Annotated in this window: 16 protein-coding genes; 6 read left to right on the top strand and 10 right to left on the bottom strand. The window is 55.0% G+C overall.

The window, feature by feature from the left end:
* Positions 1 to 208 precede the first annotated feature (208 nt).
* The gene (locus NI000_RS30855) at positions 209 to 364 is read right to left on the bottom strand and encodes a hypothetical protein (RefSeq protein ID WP_253415194.1); all 156 of its coding nucleotides are present in this window, start codon (positions 362 to 364) and stop codon (positions 209 to 211) included.
* Positions 365 to 529: 165 nt separating this feature from the next.
* On the opposite strand from NI000_RS30855, the gene NI000_RS30850 reads away from it, so the two are divergent.
* Complete coding sequence (locus tag NI000_RS30850; protein WP_253415193.1) at positions 530 to 1,474, top strand: protease complex subunit PrcB family protein; 945 nt, start codon at positions 530 to 532, stop codon at positions 1,472 to 1,474.
* A gap of 194 nt (positions 1,475 to 1,668) precedes the next feature.
* The gene (locus NI000_RS30845) at positions 1,669 to 2,460 is read left to right on the top strand and encodes an alpha/beta fold hydrolase (RefSeq protein ID WP_253415192.1); all 792 of its coding nucleotides are present in this window, start codon (positions 1,669 to 1,671) and stop codon (positions 2,458 to 2,460) included.
* 82 nt (positions 2,461 to 2,542) lie between these two features.
* On the opposite strand, the gene pyk is transcribed toward NI000_RS30845, so the two are convergent.
* Positions 2,543 to 3,970 (bottom strand): pyruvate kinase, encoded by a 1,428-nt coding sequence (gene pyk / locus NI000_RS30840; RefSeq protein ID WP_253415191.1) that lies wholly within the window; start codon positions 3,968 to 3,970, stop codon positions 2,543 to 2,545.
* A 179-nt stretch (positions 3,971 to 4,149) separates the two neighbouring features.
* Between pyk and NI000_RS30835 the strand changes: the two genes are divergently transcribed.
* The 3 genes from NI000_RS30835 to NI000_RS30825 all read left to right on the top strand — a co-directional run bounded on the left by NI000_RS30835 (position 4,150) and on the right by NI000_RS30825 (position 6,850).
* A complete protein-coding gene (locus tag NI000_RS30835) occupies positions 4,150 to 4,932 on the top strand; it encodes a helix-turn-helix transcriptional regulator (protein WP_253415190.1) in 783 nt (260 codons plus the stop codon).
* Between the two features lie 116 nt (positions 4,933 to 5,048).
* Positions 5,049 to 6,272: an FAD-dependent monooxygenase gene (locus tag NI000_RS30830; protein ID WP_253415189.1), complete on the top strand. Its 1,224-nt coding sequence runs from the start codon at positions 5,049 to 5,051 to the stop codon at positions 6,270 to 6,272.
* Positions 6,273 to 6,415: 143 nt separating this feature from the next.
* Entirely contained in the window at positions 6,416 to 6,850 is a 435-nt protein-coding gene (locus NI000_RS30825) for a thiol-disulfide oxidoreductase DCC family protein (RefSeq protein WP_253415188.1), read from the top strand.
* Between the two features lie 26 nt (positions 6,851 to 6,876).
* Here NI000_RS30825 and NI000_RS30820 read toward each other — a convergent pair whose 3' ends face one another.
* Positions 6,877 to 7,710: a helix-turn-helix domain-containing protein gene (locus NI000_RS30820; protein WP_253415187.1), complete on the bottom strand. Its 834-nt coding sequence runs from the start codon at positions 7,708 to 7,710 to the stop codon at positions 6,877 to 6,879.
* Positions 7,711 to 7,835: 125 nt separating this feature from the next.
* Between NI000_RS30820 and NI000_RS30815 the strand changes: the two genes are divergently transcribed.
* Positions 7,836 to 8,858: a Gfo/Idh/MocA family protein gene (locus NI000_RS30815; protein ID WP_253415186.1), complete on the top strand. Its 1,023-nt coding sequence runs from the start codon at positions 7,836 to 7,838 to the stop codon at positions 8,856 to 8,858.
* Positions 8,859 to 8,916: 58 nt separating this feature from the next.
* Here NI000_RS30815 and NI000_RS30810 read toward each other — a convergent pair whose 3' ends face one another.
* The 7 genes from NI000_RS30810 to NI000_RS30780 all read right to left on the bottom strand — a co-directional run bounded on the left by NI000_RS30810 (position 8,917) and on the right by NI000_RS30780 (position 17,216).
* Complete coding sequence (locus tag NI000_RS30810; RefSeq protein ID WP_253415185.1) at positions 8,917 to 9,831, bottom strand: alpha/beta hydrolase; 915 nt, start codon at positions 9,829 to 9,831, stop codon at positions 8,917 to 8,919.
* Between the two features lie 133 nt (positions 9,832 to 9,964).
* Complete coding sequence (locus NI000_RS30805; RefSeq protein ID WP_253415248.1) at positions 9,965 to 11,209, bottom strand: ABC transporter permease; 1,245 nt, start codon at positions 11,207 to 11,209, stop codon at positions 9,965 to 9,967.
* Positions 11,209 to 11,955, bottom strand: a complete 747-nt coding sequence (locus NI000_RS30800) for an ABC transporter ATP-binding protein (protein ID WP_253415184.1) — start codon at positions 11,953 to 11,955, stop codon at positions 11,209 to 11,211. The genes NI000_RS30805 and NI000_RS30800 overlap by 1 nt, the downstream gene beginning before the upstream one ends.
* Before the next feature lie 86 nt (positions 11,956 to 12,041).
* Positions 12,042 to 12,824: a formate/nitrite transporter family protein gene (locus tag NI000_RS30795; RefSeq protein ID WP_253415183.1), complete on the bottom strand. Its 783-nt coding sequence runs from the start codon at positions 12,822 to 12,824 to the stop codon at positions 12,042 to 12,044.
* Positions 12,825 to 12,884: 60 nt separating this feature from the next.
* Positions 12,885 to 13,223 (bottom strand): nitrite reductase small subunit NirD, encoded by a 339-nt coding sequence (gene nirD, locus NI000_RS30790; RefSeq protein ID WP_253415182.1) that lies wholly within the window; start codon positions 13,221 to 13,223, stop codon positions 12,885 to 12,887.
* Between the two features lie 33 nt (positions 13,224 to 13,256).
* Entirely contained in the window at positions 13,257 to 15,689 is a 2,433-nt protein-coding gene (gene nirB, locus NI000_RS30785) for a nitrite reductase large subunit NirB (protein WP_253415181.1), read from the bottom strand.
* Positions 15,690 to 15,950: 261 nt separating this feature from the next.
* Positions 15,951 to 17,216 (bottom strand): APC family permease, encoded by a 1,266-nt coding sequence (locus NI000_RS30780; protein WP_253415180.1) that lies wholly within the window; start codon positions 17,214 to 17,216, stop codon positions 15,951 to 15,953.
* Positions 17,217 to 17,732: the final 516 nt, after the last annotated feature.

Genomic DNA, 17,732 nt, shown 5'->3' with positions numbered 1-17,732 from the left:
ACTACAAAATACGACAATTACCTAGCATACCCCTCATAGTAGCACAGACCTCTCCGGTTGGGAACGGGGAAAATGGGCGTTTTCCGAATATTTATACGTCAACATAAGGAAAAACATAAAAAAACTCCGTCATCGGATGATGAAACGGAGGAGGTTAGCGGTTATTGTACGGATTCGTGCCAGGGGCGGACAGGGAACGCGGCTGCTCTTAATGAAGTAAAAACGACACGGCCACGATCGCAACCGAGACGTAATGCAGCAGATCGAGCCACGGCTTCTTCGGACGCCGCAAAAGCTGGAACGTCATGTGCGCGGAACGGATGACGATCAGAAACAAGGCGATTTGCACCAGCGCTATGGGCATGCCGGCTCCCTCCCGGTTCATAATGGTATCTATCACAGCTTATGCGCCGTTTTTCGGAACATGCCTCGGATGGGCGATGCCGCATCGGCTTTCCTGCAACATTTGGCAGGCCCCGTCCGTCTAGTAGATAACTCCGGAGTAAACAGCGAAAGGTGGTTCTTAATTATGATGAAAAAAACAGTGGCACTTCTGTCGGTGGCAGCGCTGTTCGGCAGTATGGTAGCCAGTTCAGCTTCGGCATTCAACGATTTGAGCGCCGATCAGAAGGAGCCGATCATGGCATTGAAGCAGCGCGGAATCGTCAGTGGAGTGGACGGCGAGCATTTCGTCCCGACGGGAAAAGCCAGCTATGCGCAAACCGTTCATATGCTGGTCAAAGGGCTGAATTTGAATATGGACACGATGCGCTTCATCAAGAAGCCCGAAGCATCCGATTATTATACGAACGTGCCGAATAACGCGTGGTACGCCGAATCTTTCGTAATCGCCCAATTGAACGGGCTGCCGATTCCGAAGGATGTCGACCCGAACGGCACGATTACCCGCCAACAGTACGCGGATCTGCTGATCCACGCGATCGATACGAAAGGGACGTACCCTGTGATCGAAATGTTCGTCGCTTTCGCCGATCAGGACGACATCGATCCGAAGGTGAGCAACAGCGTGCAGCGGATGGTGCTGCACAAGCTGATCAAATTGGGAGCGGATGCGAAGTTTTATCCGAAGCGGGAGCTGACCCGCGGCGAAGCGGCCGTCTGGCTGCACAGCGCGATCAAGTTCGTCGAATCGCATGCGAATGCGCAAAAGCCGGCGCCGCAGGAAGACGTTAAAGTGACGGTCGAAAAAGTGAACGACGACGTGAACAAAGTCGTGCTGTCCCGCGGCGAGAAGCCGACCGGCGGCTACGGTATCGCGATTAGCGGAATCCGGTTCGAAGCCGACGGCCGGGCGGTGATTACGTACACCTTGACCGATCCGAAGCCGGACAGCATGAACACCCAGGCGATTACCGAGCCGACAGCGGAAACTTACGTGTCGTCCAAATATAAAGCGGTAGCCGAGCCTGCTGCTGCAACGACGAGCGTCAGCCCGGCCAATCCGCAGTCTTAACCGGCTTGAGCGCCGCAAGGAAAGAACCGGATGTCTGTCGACCCCTTTCAAGGGGCAGACAGCCGGTTCTTTTTCGTGCTTGCGGTTTATTTTGGTCCCGCTCCGGATTCAAGGCGGAAATTCCCGGGTAAAACGGGTATAATACCCTAAAAGGCTATCTATCGATGGCGTGCGAAAAAGAGGAGTGGATCACCATGGACAAGCAGTATGCGGATGTAAACGGTACGAGGCTGGCCTACATCGACCGGGGGCAAGGAACCCCTGTCATTTTGCTTCACGGATTTTGCGGGAGCTCGGCTTATTATGACGAAGTCGCGCCGCTGCTCGAAGGCCGCTGCCGGTTGATTATACCGGATCTGCGCGGGCACGGCGCATCCGACGCCCCCGAAGGGACGTATACGATGGAGGCGATGGCCGACGATATCGCCGCGTTAATCGACCGGCTGAATATCGGCCGTCCGGTCGTGCTCGGCCATTCGCTGGGCGGGTACGTGACGCTCGCGCTGGCTGAAAAGCACGAGGACAAGCTGCTCGCGTTCGGCTTGCTTCATTCGACCGCGTTTCCGGACGACGAGAAGGGCAAGGAAGGCCGGCTGAAGGCGATGGAGACGATCCGGGAGCAGGGGCTGCCGGCATTTATAGAAGGATTAATCCCGAAGCTGTTTGCTCCGGCCCATCTGGAGACGCTGCCGGAGGCGGTGCGCAAAGCGAAGGAGATCGGGCTGGGCACCAGCGCGGAAGGCGCGGTCCGTACGCTGGAAGGGATGCGGCAGCGGCCGGACCGCAATGCCGTATTGTCCGCAGCGCAGGTGCTGGTGCTGCTCGTCGCCGGGACGGGCGATCAGATCATTCCGCCGCAGCGTACGTTCTCCGTCGACAAGGACGCTTTTCAGCGCAGCCAGATCGACAGAGCCGGCCACATGAGCATGATGGAAGCACCGGGCGAGCTGGCGCAGGCGATCCTTGCGTTTATAGCGAAGCTTTAGTCGAACTAAAAAAAGGGATGACAGCGACCGTCGGCAGGCTGAGCCTCGACACGCGGACGCTTGTCATCCCTTTGCGTTTATTTTAATGCATCAAATCGGACACATGCTGGATTTTGATGAGGTTGGTCGTGCCTGTGCTTCCCAGAGGCACCCCGGCCGTTATAACGACCAGATCGTCGGCTTCCAGCAAGCCTTCTTTTATTCCGCGGCTGACGACGGAGGAGAACAGCTCGTCCGTCGAGCCGACCTGCTCGCCCAGGATCGGGACGACGCCCCATACCAAATTCAAATTCCGCATGACGGTTTCGTTCGGCGTGATCGCTATGATCGGAGCGTCGGGACGATATTTGGACACCATGCGGGCGGTGAAGCCGGTCGCGGTGGAGGTCAGAATCGCCTTGGCGTTCAGATCGTCGGCCGAGCCGACGACAGCCTGGCTGATCGCCTCGGTCACGCTGCTGCGGACCAGCACGTGGCCCAGCTTGCGCTTGCCGTATTCCGGCGACGATTCGGTCTGCTCGGCAATGCGCGCCATCGTGGCAACCGACTCGACCGGGTATTTGCCCGAGGCTGTCTCCCCGGAAAGCATCACGGCGTCGGAGCCGTCAAATACGGCGTTGGCGACGTCGCTCGCTTCCGCGCGGGTCGGACGCGGGTTGTTCTGCATCGAGTCAAGCATATGCGTTGCCGTAATGACCGGCTTGCCGGCCCGGTTGCATTTTTGGATCATCTGCTTTTGAATAATAGGCACGTCTTCGACCGGAATTTCCACGCCCAAATCCCCGCGCGCCACCATCAAGCCGTCCGAAGCTTCCAGAATTTCATCCAGATTGTCGACGCCTTCCAGGTTTTCGATTTTCGAAATGATTTGAATGTCCGGCGCCCCGTACTGCTCCAGAAGATGCCGCACTTCCAGCACGTCTGCCGCTTTGCGTACAAACGACATGGCGATCATATCGATGCCTTCCCGTACCCCGAAACGGATATGCTCGATATCCCGCTCCGTCACGCCGGGCAGCGAGGTGCTCACGCCGGGAAGGTTGACGCCTTTGCGCGCTTTCAGGACACCGCCGTTCAAGATCCGGCAGCGGATTTCCGTGTCTGCGAGTTCCTCCACCTTCAGCTCGATCAGCCCGTCGTCGATCAGGATGGACGTACCGACGGACACATCCTTCGGGAGGTCCGGATACGATACGGGAATGCGCTGTCCGTCCCCGAGAATCGGCTCGGTCGTCAGCACCACCTGCTCGTTTTGCTTCAATGTGTACGAGGCATCAATCAGCTTGCCGGTGCGGATTTCTGGGCCTTTGATATCGATCATAATGGCAATGGGCCGGTTCAGCTCTTTCCCGGCTTGCCGAATATTCGCAATGCGGCTGCTGTGTTCGGCCGGCTCGCCGTGGGCAAAGTTCAGCCGGGCGACGTTCATTCCCGCCTCTATCAGCTTTTTTAACTGCTCTACCGTCTCGCAGGACGGGCCGATCGTACATACTATTTTCGTTTTTCGCATGGGTCTCATTCTCCTTCGGCGTTGTCCGGACATCCGGGACTCCGTCATCTCCGAATTTTCCGGGCAAGGTGCAAGATGTCTGTAATGAACGTATTGTAACGAAAAAATTGCCGTTGCACTATGAAATATAGTACACTTTTTGTAAAATAGTTTGATCATCTTGTGAAGGAGGTTCGGGAATGATTCGGCTCATCGCTTCGGCCCACGATTTGGGGCACGGGTGGAACATCGCCTCCGAGGACAGCCCCCAAACCTATTCGCTTCATGCCGTGGCCTATGGGAAATGCTGCTACTGGGTCCGCCAAGAGAAGATCGTGATGGAAAAAGGCGACGTGCTGTTTGTGCCGCGCGACGTGCCTTTTTACGCCAAGAGCATTCCGACCGTCGCTCACGAGAAATACCGCGTCGAGTTCACCGCAGAGCCGGAAGCGGGCTGGCTGCCGGTGCTGGACGAAGCCGGACCGGTTGTGTTCAAGCCGAGAAATATGGACCTGCTGCTGCGGCTGATGAAGAAGCTGCATGCGCAATGGACGGACCGGCCAGATTATTACCAGGTGAAGTGTCTAAGCCTTCTGCTTGATCTGCTTGCCGAGTTCAATCGGGACTATGACGCCTTTCGCAGGCCGGATGTCAAGAGCGCGCAGACCGCCCAGATGAAAAAGTATGTTCAAGAGCATTACCGGGAAAAAGTGACGAAGGAAGAGCTCGGCCGGTTTATCGGCAAAAGTCCCGCTTATGCGGCGACGATCTTCAAGGAAACGACCGGGCAAACGATCGGGGAATACGTCCATGCGCTGCGGATCGAAGCGTCCAAATATTTGCTCCGGCATTCGGAGCTGACGATCGGCGATATCGCCGACCACCTGGGCTACTGCGACCAGTCGTATTTTCAGCGCACCTTCAAACGGATCACGGGCGAGAAGCCTTCTCTCTACATGAGCGATCGGGAAAAGAAACGGTAGGCGACAGCTCTCCATTGACGCAAGGTGAGAGGGCGGAGTATACTGAAAATATAAAAAGTGAGTGCTCACTCATTTCAATTGATGTCACGATCTTCGCACAAACGGAGGCGATAACGATGATTCATCGCGTGATGGAAAAAGACGTTTGTATTGCGGGAGGCGGCCCGGCCGGACTCATTCTCGGCATGCTGCTGGCCAAAGCTGGTGTCGACGTCGTTGTGCTGGAAAGTCATGACAACTTTGACCGCGAATATCGCGGGGAGGTGCTTCAGCCGCGCTTTCTGCAGCTGCTGGAACAGGTGAATTTGCGAAGCTATATCGAATCGTTCCCTTCGTCGAAAGTGCGTAAGGGCGCGCTTTATTACAAAGACAAGCGGCTCGGCGAGTTCAGCTTCGACAACATTTCCGAGGAGATCCCGTACGCGCTATGGATGCCGCAGCCTATTTTGCTGGAAGCGCTTTACGACAAAGCGAAGTCCCTGCCTTCCTTCCAGCTGTTGTTTCACGCCGCGGTGAAGGAGCTGCGCTATGAGGGAGAGCGAGTAACCGGAGTTGTTGCCCAGACGCCCGAAGGGACGCTGGAGGTACGTGCCCGCGTCACGGTCGGAGCGGACGGCCGCTTCTCGTCGGTCAGCCGGCTGGGCGGGTTTGAGATGGAATATGAGCACCTCGCGGGCGATCTGATCTGGTTCACGATCCCGAAGCCTGACGATTGGGGTGATGAGCTGCGGCTTAAAATAACCGACGGCTACGGCTACATCATTTTGCCGAAATACCCGAACTGTCTTCAGGTCGGCGTCGCCGTGCCGTTGGGCGAATGGAAGGCGATCCGGGAGCACGGCATCGAGCCGTTCCGCCAAGAGCTGCTGGCCGCGCATCCGGCATTTCGCGAATTTGCCGAAGCGCTGACCGATTTCAAGCCGTTTGTGCTTCTGCAGGTCAAGGACTTTTACGTCAAAGAGTGGGCCAAGGACGGCTGCCTGCTCATCGGAGACGCGGCGCACTGCGCTTCTCCCGTCGGCGCGGTCGGCGTATCTTTATCCGTCACCACGGCCGTGATTGCGGCGGATGTCATTTACGATGCGCTCCAGGACGGCGATGTGTCCGCGGATCGTCTCGGGCGTGTTCAGGCGCTGCGGGACGGCGAAATTCGCTCGGTACACAAAATGCAAGCGCGTGCGGCGAGGATGTTTTTCACCTCGACCCCATTCATTCGAACGCTCGCGCCGGTGGTTATCTCCCTGGTTACGCGTACCAAGCTGCTGGCGGCAGTTCAGCGCAGGGTGCTGAGCCTGTCCGGCAAGGTGCCGATTCATGAACGATTTACTTTTCAAGACTAATATGCTGGATAGAGTTACACCCGCCACTGGTCCCGGAACGCATAAGTCGTCTCCCGGGACCGGTTTTTTTGTGAGAAGCGCCAAAAGAGGGCGTATGGTGTACAATAGAATAAAGAAAGCTTGCAGAAGGAGGCGGAACGGCGATGGAGAAAAGCTCGCGCGAGGATACGGAAGCGGAGCGGTATCCGCTTGTGTTTTATGACGGGGTGTGCGGATTTTGCCAACGGGTCGTGCAGTTCATTATTCCCCGCGATCGAAGCGCCGTTTTTCGGTTCGTCGCCATCCAATCCGAGACCGGAAGCCGCCTGCTGCGGCGGCACGGGCTCGATCCCGCCGAGCTGAATACGTTCGTGCTCCTTGAGCAGGGCCAGGTGTACACGCGCTCGACCGCGGGACTCCGGGTGCTTCGCAGGCTGGATGGAGCATGGCCGCTGCTTTACGCATGTATCGTCGTCCCGCGGCCGCTGCGGGATTTGGTTTATCGCTGGATCGCCGCGAACCGGTACCGCTTTTTCGGCAAAAGCGACTCCTGCATGCTGCCGCCCCCTGAAGTGCGTGAGCGGTTTCTTGATACGTAAGGGGCATGCTGCGTTTCCCGTCTCGTTTATCGGTTGCGGTACTGCCCGGGGGGAACCCCGACAAGCCGCTTGAACATGCGGATAAAGTGCGAATAATCGTTGAAGCCCGAGCCTTCGCAGGCGGCGGTGACATTATGCCCCTCCTGAAGCAGTTTTTTGGCGAGGGCAATCCGTTTGAGCAAAATATATTCGTGAATCGTGCTCCCCGTATGCTTGCGGAAGAGACGGCTGAGATAATAGCGGTTCATATAAAATTGCCGCTCCAGTGCTTCCAGCGTCAAATCGTGCTCCAGATGCCCGTCGATATATTCGAGCAGCGGCCCCAGCTTTTCGTGCGTAACGGCCGGACTGTAGCCGGTGCCCGAGCGATGGTCGCGGAACGCCTGATTGACCAGCACGAGCAGTTCGATCATGCAGGCGGTCAGCAGCAGATCGGCTCCATCCTGGGGCTCGGAAAGCAGAAGCTCGGCCTTCTTGAACAAAGCGAGCGCGGCATCCAATTGGGGGCGGCTGAGCGCAATCCGGTTGGCTTCTCCTTGCGGCCGGTTGACGAAGCAATCGAGCAAAGGGAAGTCCGAGACTAACGCCAGACTTGCGGCGATGGAAGGATCGAAATGGATGACGACATTTTCGTACGGCGCATTCGAACGAAAGGTCGGCTTGTGCAGTTCCCGGTTATTTAAAATGAGCATATCGCCGTAACTGAGCGGGTAAACGTTTTTATCGATCAGATAGTGGACGTCCCCGGCGATAAAAAAGTAAATCTCGAACCGGTCGTGAAGATGAAAATCGATTTTTGGAGGCGTTTCCATCCGGCGGTGGGTAAAGTCGAAATACTTGTTTTTTCCATGGATGTGCATGGTCGTTTTCCTCTGTCAGGTAAAAGTCAAAAAAAGCAATAAATTTAGCAATCAATGCAAAGAAGTTGTTTTTATTATACGTCATGATGGAGTTATTCTACCACTGAAGAAACTAGGTGAACCCTGTGAAACGTTTAGGTACGGCTCTGATCGGCTGCGGCGCGATTGCCGGCGTTCATTTGCAAGCGATAGCCAAGCTCGGCTTGGCCGATTTGAAGGCGGTTGTCGATACGGACGAAACGGTTGGGCGGCAAACGGCGCAGCGGTACGGCTGCGATTATTATGCGGATTACCGCGAAATGCTGAAGCGCAGCGATATCGACGTCATCCACGTATGCACGGGCCATTATCTGCATGCTCCCATGACGGTCGACGCTCTGGCGGCAGGCAAGCATGTGATGACGGAGAAGCCGATGGCCGAGAACAAGGCGTCGGCGCACACGATGCTGGAGGCGGCGGCGAAGCATACGAACGTGCAGCTCGGCGTCATTTTCCAGAACCGGTACAATCCCGCTTCGGTCCGTATGAAGCAAGCGATCGATTCGGGGGAGCTCGGCAAGCTGCTCTGCATGAAAGGCATCGTGACCTGGTACCGCAGTCCGCAGTATTACGAGACCGAGTGGAAGGGGAGCTGGGCGACGGAGGGCGGCGGCGTGCTCATCAACCAAGCGATTCATACACTCGATTTGCTGCAGTGGTTCGGCGGCGAGGTGGAGAGCATCAAGGGCTCGATTTCGACCGATGCGCTCGAAGGCGTCATTGAAGTCGAAGATTCGGCGCATGCCCATTTGGTATTTGCCAGCGGTGCGACGGCGGTATTTTATGCGACGAATGCGTACGGCGTCAACTCCCCGGTAGAGGTGGAACTGGTGTTCGAGCAGGGACGGCTGCATTTGCTGGGCGATACTTTGTATTTGCATTGGAACGGCACATCGGCGGTTCTGAGTGAGCCTGTACCGAACGATCTGGGGGAAAAATCGTACTGGGGCGTCAGCCACGGCTACCAAATCCGCGATTTTTACGAGCATGTGCTGGAGGGAACGCCTTACCCGCTGAACGGGACCGAGGGCTACAAAGCGCTCCGGCTCGTGACGGACATTTACGAATCGTCCCGCAGCGGGCAGCGGATTCGTTATACTTCTTCCTAACAAAATGAAAAAACGAGCCTCCGGCGCATAAAAGCACCGTGGCTCGTTTTTTTGCATTTTACAGTTTTTCCAAGAACGCCGCCACTTTCTGGACATACTCCGCTTTGAGCGGCGGATAGTTTCGGGCATGCCCTTCGGCTGTCGTCGTCCACAGCTCGAATTTATCCTTGTGCTTCTCCCACATCGACTCGCTGTTGCTGTAAGGAATCGAAGGGTCGTTCGTGCTGTGAATGAACAGCACCGGCCGCGGGTAAATGCGGTCGACCGCCGCGAGCCCGTTCACCTGATCCGTATCGACCCCGATCATTGGAGGCAAGATGCTCAAGATCAGCGGCGTAAAAGGGAAGTTGGGCAAATTCGACCAAACGGGCAAATTGTCCTTCAAATAGCGGGTCAAATGATTAAACGGACTGTCCGCTACCACACCAAGAACGGACGGCTCTTCCGCCGCGGCAAGCAGCGAAGTGCTGGCTCCCATCGAGAAGCCGAGCAGCGCCAGCTTGCCCGGATGGTTTCTGTTCATCCAATCGATGGCGCCGAGCAGGTCGTGCTTTTCATAGTAGCCGATCGAAGTCACGCTGCCTTCGGATTCCCCGGCGTTGCGAAAATCGAACATCAGCACGCTGTAGCCCCGATCCGTCAGCTCTTTGGCTAATGACAACGCTTCGGCGCTTTTTTGCAATCGGTTGTTCTTGTACCCGTGGGCCATAATGATGTTCGGTTTGGTGGCAGCGCCTTCTCCTTCCGTCACTTTGCCCGGCAAGTACCAGCCTTTCAGGGTCAGCCCGCCTTCGCGGCTTGGGAATTGCACGTTTTCGTAGGCGAGCCCAAGGCGTTCCGGCGAATCATCCAGAGCCTTCGGCACAGGGTGGGATAGCTTCCACCCCACATAGATCGAGATTCCTATACAAGCGATCACCGCTACGGCCAGCAATCCGACGACGATCCGCAGCCATAACGGGCTCCTCGACATGCTTCTTCGCCTTCGTGACACTCTCGATATCGCAGGGGTTGGTTTCATAGGTCGCGTTCCTTTCTATATCCAAAACGGTCTGATTCTAAAAGCAATCCCCATTATACGACAGGATCGGATAAGGGGACAGGGTCTATTTCTTTTTCGCGGCTTTCTTCGCGCGCATGGTCCATCTGGCGTACCCGTAAGACAGCACCAACCCGGCGCAAAGCGTCACAACGGCGTATCCGGGATGGGACATCGCCCACAGCAGAGGCACGCCAAGCAGAAGAAGGCAAGCGGCATGAATGCGGAAACGGACGGCTGCGGCCGAACGCATGCGCAATTCCGGCGGAAGCGGGTAGATGTACGACCAATCGGAGTGACGGTACGCTTTTTGCAGCTCTTTAAGCTGGAGCATCGTTAATCCCCCAAACAGGGCGAACAAGAAAACGGCAAGCGCATCGCTGCGGGTCCAGGCAATCAACAAGAAGCCGAGCGCCGTCAACCGCATCGTAATTCCGCCGAGCTCGGAGCGAAGCCAAACCAATGTGAACAAGTAACGGTAAGTATGAACCGTATCGTACCCGAAGCCTCCCAGCCCCCGGAGAAGGTTCATCGGCGCGCGAATCGGCGTGGGACGGTTCGGGATATCCGCCACATCGATAAAATAATTCAGAAGCCTGAAAATCCGCGCCCGTTGTCTTTGCTCAGTCTCGGCGAGCCTTAGCCAGTTCAAGATTCGTTTGGCGCCCATGAGCCGCAGCGCCCCGAGGTAAACCAGCAGCACGGCGGAGACGGCCAACGTCCCCGTCCACAGCGGCAGGCGGAGCAGAAGCAGCGCCGCTGCGGCGGCAACGATCCAACGAAGCACCGACCATAGAGCGATCGGCAGACGGTCCGTCAGCTTGAGTTCCAGCCATGCGCCGTGGATCAGCACGCGTTTCGCGAGAATCGCCATGATCAGCACGTGAGCGAATTGAACGAGGCTTCCGCCGGCCGCCATGGCATACATCGGCCAAGCTGCCATCCACACGGCAAGCACTAGGAACGACTGTATCCAAAATGACCGCATCACCGCCCGATGCATATAAACCGACAGCTTCGTTTCCATCGGAAGCAAATAGATGAAGTCCGCGTTTCTGATGTAGGTCCGAACCGGGCATAAAGCCAAGAAGGGCAGGAGCACGAGCGCTGCGGTCTCGCGAAACGGAAAATCCGGCGGAGCCTCGCTTAGCAATCGGGTATAAAAGTATCCTCCGGCCAGCATAATCAAAATAGCCGCGTAAGAGAAGCTTTGCAACGCATACCCGGCATAGGGACGTACTTCCCGCCAAAACTCCGAAGTTCGTTTGCTCCACAATCCCGAAATATCGGAAGGCAGCTCGTGTTTGTTCATCACAGCGTCACGTCCCGGGTAACCAGGCTGCAGAACAAATCGTCGAGCGAAGCGCCCGGCATATCCGCCTGCTTCCGCAGCGCCTCCACGTCCCCCTCAGCCGTCAGCCGGCCTTGATGGAGAAGAAGAAAACGGTCCCCGTACCGTTCGATCGTGGACAGAATATGCGAGCTGATCAGAATGGCGCCGCCGCTTTCTTTGACACGGACCATCAGCTCCAACAGCGCCCGAATGCCGAGCGGGTCCAGGCCGAGAAAAGGCTCGTCGATAATATATAAGGCAGGCCGTACGAGAAAAGCGCTCATGATCATGACCTTCTGCTTCATCCCTTTGGATAAATGAGCCGACAAACGGTTCCAGTTGGTAGTCATTTGGAATTCGTCCAGCAGGGCGGCGGCCCGCTCTTCGAAGGCGTCTTTAGGGATGCCGTAAGCCATCGCGGCCATTTCGAGATGCTCTTTCACCGTCAATTCTTCGTACAAAAGCGGGTTTTCCGGTACGTAAGCATACGTCTGCCGATAGGCTGTCGGGTCTTGCTCCACAGACCTGCCGTTGAGCAGTATTTGACCGCTGTGCGGCTGCATCAGGCCGAGGATATGCTTGATCGTCGTGCTTTTGCCGGCCCCGTTCAATCCGATCAGGCCGACCATCTCTCCCGGACGAACCGAGAACGACAGCTCGTGCAGCACCGGCTTTTTGCGGCTGTATCCGCCGGTCAGCTTCTCTACCTTCAATAAAGGCTGCATGTCCATTCACCTCATCGCTATTGTACCTTGTTTTCCCCGGAAAAGAAAAAAATGCCGCAGTCGCGGCAAAGTTTTCTCGTCTTCAATTAAAGTTTGCTTCGCACGGGTGAGATGAACCAGTAAGCCATCCCTACGAAAATGCCGCCGCCGACGATGTTGCCGAGCGTGACGGGAATCATATTGTTAAGCCAGCCGCCAAGCGAGATCGTTTCGGGATGCTGCGGCAGCAAATAGGCCAAACTAAGGAGTGTCATATTGGCTACGCTATGCTCGTAGCCGCTGGCGATAAAGGCGTACAGGCACCACCAGATGAGCACCAGCTTGGCGATGTCTTCCTTGGCCCTTCCGGCCATCCATAAAGCCAAGCAAACGAGCCAGTTACACAGAATGCCGCGGAAGAACGATTCCCAGAACGGAAGCGCCATTTTTTTGGCCGTAGCGGCGAAGATCAGATGCTCCGGCGCTGCCGTTTTGAAAAGACCGGTACCTACGATCAGCAAGGAAAGGATTACGGCTCCGGCCAAGTTCCCAAGGAACACGATGACCCAGTTTTTCAGCGTATCGGTTACCGTCGTTCGGCGGGCAAGCGTGCTCATTGTAAAAAACATGTTATTCCCGGTAAACAGCTCCGAGCCTGCGAAGACGACAAGCGTGAGCGCCAAACCGAAGGACATCCCCATCACCATGGGCTGGAAAGGGGACTTTGCAGCCGCGACCGGCGCTCCGACGGAGAAGATCAATATAATGCCCAGCCCGACGTACGCTCCGGCTAGCAAAGCCGATACCACATAGCGGGCGATATTCTCGTTCATTTTTTCTTTCTTTTTTACAGCCGCTTCTATGATCGCTTCTACGCTTGATGTAAACATACGGCGGTCCTCCCCGGTTACTCTTCTGCGTTGTATAAAAGTCGGACAAGCTTTTCCGCTTCAAGCGGTTTGGACTGCGGGCGCAGCGAGGTAAACCTGACCGTCTTCTATTTTTGCCGGAAACGTCAGCACCTGTCCTTGATCGGGAAGCTGTACGAGCCCTGTAGTCAAATCGATTTTCCAGTCATGAAGCGGGTCGTACAGGTAATGTCCCGATACGATCCCTTCTGCGAGCGGTCCGCCTTTCGGATGCGGACTGCGATTTTCCAGTGCATAGACTCCTCCGTCCGAAGTTCGGAAAACGGCGATTTCCCATTCGCGCCATTTCACGTTGCGTCCGATTTGCGGCAAAAACTGATCGAGCGTTCCGATCGGATAAAAAGTTTCCTGCTCTTTCATATATTCCATACTCCTTCCGGTATATAGTTTAGTTTATTGGGCTGCCGGTTCCAGGTTTTGGAACAAGGCCGTGCGCGTATCCGTGTCGTTAAGCATTTTGGTCCATGGATCTTTAACCTGCGCCAATGCGAATTCGATCCGTTCCACCAGCGCTTTGCGGTTCTCCATATCGTCAACGACCGCCTTGCGGATCGTTTCCAGGCCCATGCGTTCCACCCATTCCGAAGTTCGCTCCAGATATTTTCCGGTCTCCCGGTAATATTGGATGATGGCCGCACATAGCTCAATCAGCTCTTGATCCGTTTTTACTTTGCAGAGCGAATCCGCCAAACGCGCTTTAATTCCGCCGTTCCCGCCGATGAACAGCTCCCATCCGCCGTCATTACCGACAATGCCGATATCCTTGGTGCACGCTTCGGCACAGTTTCGAGGACATCCGTTAACGGCTATTTTGAATTTGGCCGGCAGGTCCAGGCGCTCGAATTTGCGTTCAATAAATGCGCCCATGCTCATCGAATCCTGAGTGCCGAAGCGGCAAAATTGCGAGCCGACGCAGGTTTTAACGGTCCGCAGCGATTTCGCGTAGGCATAGCCCGAAGGCATCCCCAGCTCTTCCCAAACTTTGGGTACATCCTCTTTTTTCACGCCGATCAGATCCAGCCGCTGACCGCCGGTTACTTTGACGACCTTCACATCGTATTTCAGCGAAACGTCGGCGATTTTCTTCAAATCCTCCGGCGTCGTGACGCCGCCGTACATCCGCGGAACGACGGTAAAGGTGCCGTCTTTCTGAATGTTAGCGCTCATTCGTTCATTGACGAAACGCGATTCCTTCTCGTCTTCATACGTATCGGGATAAATCATGCCCAAATAATAGTTCAACGCTGGGCGGCACTTGGAGCAGCCTTCCGGCTGGTTCCAGTCCAGCACATGCATAATTTCTTTCGTTGAGGTCAATCCTTTAGCTCGAATCTCTGCGACAATTTCATCGCGGCCGAGAGTTGTGCATCCACAGATGCCCTGCTTGACGGAAGCCTTGAAGCCGTCGCCAAGAACATGCTGCAGAATTTGCTCGACGACCGGCTTACAGCCGCCGCAGGACCGCGTTGCGCCCGTGCAGGCTTTAATTTCGTCGATCGTTGTCAATCCTTTTTCCGTGATGACGTCGACAATCGTTTTCTTAGTTACGCCGTTGCAGCCGCACACGATTTCCTCGTCGGCCATGGCTTCCACGGAAGCCGCGCTTTTCGCTCCGCCGCCGCAGCAACCGGTACCCATGAGAGAGTCGTAAATTTCGTCGGTCATCACGGTTTTTTGCTTGATCAGCTTTTGCAGATTGGCCGATTCCGTAATATCGCCGAAGAGCACCGCGCCCACCATCACATTTTGTTTCAGCAATATTTTTTTGTACGTTTGCTTCCATTCGTCCTTATGGGCAATGACGACATGCTCCGGATCTTCGATAAACTCGCCGGTGGAGAACACGTCTACACCCGAGATTTTCAGCTTCGTCGATACGACGGAGCCTTCATAAGGGAGCGTATCTACGCCGCACAGATGCTTGGCAAGCACCATGCCTTGTTCAAAAAGCGGAGCAACCAGTCCGTAGCAGACACCGCGGTGTTCGTTGCATTCGCCAACCGCATAAACGTCCGGCATGGAAGTTTGCATATAGTCGTCTACCACGATCCCGCGCTTCGTCCAGATTCCGCTTGCTTGCGCCACGGATACATTCGGCTTGATGCCTACGGCCATGACGACGAACTCTGCCTCCAGCACCGTATTGTCGGCAAACCGCAGCCCGGCGACACGTTCGTCCCCGAACAGTTCTACGGTCTTTGCGCCCATCGCAAATTTGATGCCTTGACGCTCAAGCTCTGCCTTCAGCATCGATGCTGCTTGGTGATCCAGCTGGCGCTCCATCAAATCGTCCATTAGATGAACGACGGTTACGTCCATGCCGAGATGAACAAGACCTTTGGCCGCTTCCAGCCCAAGCAGCCCTCCGCCGATGACGGCCGCCTTCTTGTAAGACTTGGCTGCCTCCAGCATCTGCTGGCAATCCGAGATATCCCGGAAGCCGATCACGCCTTGCTTGTCGGTGCCGGGAATAGGCAGAATAAACGGATTCGAGCCCGTCGCGATAATGACTTTATCGTACGGCACACGCTCTCCATTTTCCGTTACGACCTCATGAGCCGCTTGATCGATATGCGAAACCGCCGTTCCGGTATGAAGCGTAATGCCGTTTTCTTTATACCAATCCCATCCATTTAATACAATATCGTCGAATGTTTTGCTGCCTTCCAGCACATAGGAGAGCAGAATACGATTATAGTTGGGATGCGGTTCACTGCCAAAAACGGTAATATCGAAGCGCGTTGTCAATTTCAAAATTTGTTCCACGGTGCTGATGCCAGCCATTCCGTTTCCGATAACGACAAGTTTCTCTTTATTGAGGGTCATTGTTCGGCCTCCTCGAAAGCTTTGAATTTTTCTTGTGTATAAGGAAAGTATACAGGGAAGCTAACGAAAAATTAGTGATTTTTTTCACAACTATGCGATATTTATCACAGAGGAGCGTCAAATGTGACAAATTTAGTACGACTGCAAGCTGTGCCTCATGTTATTCGTTGCCAAAACGCGAAAAAGACCGCCGAATTCCTGGCTGGCCAAGCCGGGGAGGGCGATCTTTTCACAAGTTTCAAATAATCTTAGGTTAGTAGCTCATGTTTTATTAAGGGAACTTGCGGCTGAAGCTTTACGGCGATAACGCAAATACAGCAAGCAGCCTGCGGCTACGAAGGCCGGCACAGCCAAGTACTGCATCGAAAAGGGCGCAATCGCCAGACAAAGCGCTGACGCAGTCAATGCGGCCAAGCGGCCGGCTTTGTCGTTCCACAGCAGCTTAACGCAGGCAAACGAAGCTACAATATATACGAGAATCCCGAGCGTGGTGGGCACCAGAATTAAGCGGTCTACCGAAAACGAAGCCGCATAGCTGAAAGCAAGCGTCAACGTATTGGTTACAAACAGAAAAAATACCGAACGGTAGGGCGTCCCGCTTTTGCTCGTTTTCGCAAACCATCGCGGCAGCTTTCCTTCGTCGGCCAACGCATAGCCGAGGCGGGAGGAGCTGGCGAGGTATACGTTCAGCGTGCCGAGACAGACGATACAGGCTACAACCACAGTTGCCAGCCCCGCGTTCAATCCGAGTGCCCGATTCATCAGTGCAGCCAGCGGCGCTTCGGTCCCAATGTCTCCGTACGTATGCGTTCCAATCGTCACCGCGGATAACAGCGTATATACGGCGCCGATAATAAAGACGCTGGCCCATGTGCAGCGCATCACGTCCCGTTGCGGGTTACGGAACTCCGGTACGAGATGGGTAATGCTTTCCCAACCGAAAAACGCCCAAAAAATAAGCACGCACGCTTGCCCGATCCCGGTCAATCCGTGAGGAGCGAAAGGGCGGAAGTGGACCGCCTCCATGGCCGGTAGGCTGAAGCCGATCGTTAGCACCAGCAGGACGAGCACAATCCCGCTTAAGCCCAGCGACACGAGCCCGCTGATGCGCATTCCAAGCAGATTGGCCGCAAGCGCCGCTACGAGAAACAGAAAGGCGAAGCCATAGAGCCATTCCCCCGCCAGTCCGAAAACCGTAACAATATAAGAAGCGCCCGTTAATCCGACCACGGCTTGTCCCGTCGCGACCCAAGCAAAAAAGAACCAACCGACGACAGCGCCGGACCTTTCTCCGAACGCCTGCTGCACGATTGTTGCGATTCCGCCGTAGTTTTCGTATTTCAGCGCAAGTCTGGCAAAAGTGTAGGCAATCGGAATGCTTAATAAGGAAAGCAGAAACCAAGAGATAACCGCCGCTGGCCCGGCAGCATCCGCAGTATATCCCGGCAAAATCAGAATGCCCGATCCCAGAACCGCCCCCATGTATAGAGCCACGCCTTGCGTCATCGTAATTGTTCGTTTCGTCATCCGCGCCCCCCCGCTTCTTATCTTTCTTAATAGATTAACATGAAAAAGGATATTTTTGAGAACTCTTGCGCATAAGACAGCAAGTATGTTATAGTGTCATTCCGGCCGTTTGAGCCGGTCACAATTTTTCACGCAAGATTAGTGCAAAGGCTGAAAAAATTTGGACTTGCATCTTCTCCGTGAAATGTGGTAAAGTTACTTTCGCTGTCTCATGCAGCACTTGATTACAACTTCTGCGCTTGCGGGTTCGTCCCCTAGAATGGAAAAATAAAGTGCTTGCCAAACAGACGACAAATGTGATAGAGTAATGATCGTTGTCTTGAAAGCCTCGCTTAATTGAAACGGCTGAATGGCCTGAAATTAACAGTTGCAATCGGACAAACGATGTGGTAAGTTAGTCTTCCGGCTGTTTGGAACAAACGGTTCGGTGACATACTAAAACCAAATTGCCCTTTGAAAACTGAACATCGAGTGAGTGTCATAAAGAGAATGAAAATTCTCGTCAGTAGTAAATTT

The sequence above is a fragment of the Paenibacillus tyrphae genome (genome assembly GCF_024158745.1).
Classification (GTDB): domain Bacteria; phylum Bacillota; class Bacilli; order Paenibacillales; family NBRC-103111; genus Paenibacillus_G; species Paenibacillus_G tyrfis_A.
This window is presented reverse-complemented; position numbering and strand designations above follow the sequence as displayed.